Raw genomic sequence first — 805 nt, forward strand, 5'->3', positions numbered from 1 at the left:
GATGGCGCGAAGCGCGCCGCTTTTCAGATGCGCCTGCACCGAGGGCAGCGACAGCACGCCCAGGTCGACCTGGCCGCCGATCAGGTCGGTGATCATGGGGCTGACGCCCTTGTAGGGGATGTGCTTGACCTTCACCTGCGCTTCTTCCATGAACATCTCGGCCGCCAGGTGCAGGATGGTGCCGTTGCCGGACGAAGCGTAGTTGTAGCTGTCGGGTTTGGCCCTGAGCAGCGCGACCAGGTCCTTCACGTTCGTCGCCGCTATCTTGGCCGGGTTGACCACCAGCACAAAGGGCGTGCTGCCCAGCACGGTGATCCGCGTGATGTCATTGATCGGGTCAAAGGGCAGCGACTTGTAGACGCTGGGGTAGACCACGTGATTGTTGGACACGACGCCAAGCGTCATGCCGTCGGGTGCGGCCTTCACAAGCGCCGAGGTGCCAACGATGCCGCCCGCGCCGGGCTGGTTTTCAATCACCACCGGGTGGCCCAGCGCCTTGCCCATCGCAACACTGGCCGCTCGCACGATGGTGTCCACCCCCGAACCGGCGCCCACGGGCAGGATGAAGCGCACCACCTTGTCGCTGGTCTGGGCCAGCAKGCGGCATGGCAAGGCCAGGAGGGCGCCACCCGCGAGAAAGACGCTCACCCCGAAGAGGGCCTGGCGCCGGCTTGCGGTATCAGTCTCGGTGCCGGTACTGCGGATCGTCTTCATTTGCGGGGTCATGCTGTCTCCTTCGTTGTCGTGAGTCGGGCAAATCTTCGGCAGGTTCAACGCACCGCCTCTGCTGACTGCCATTTTCCGG

The 805-nt window shown here is 64.6% G+C and carries 1 protein-coding gene; it reads right to left on the bottom strand.

The features are described from left to right. On the bottom strand, positions 1-726 hold a 726-nt coding region (locus AC1D0Z_RS23245; RefSeq protein WP_477660485.1), incomplete at its 3' end, for a tripartite tricarboxylate transporter substrate-binding protein. Positions 727-805 lie beyond the last annotated feature (79 nt).

The sequence above is a fragment of the Polaromonas sp. P1_E3 genome (genome assembly GCF_056405935.1).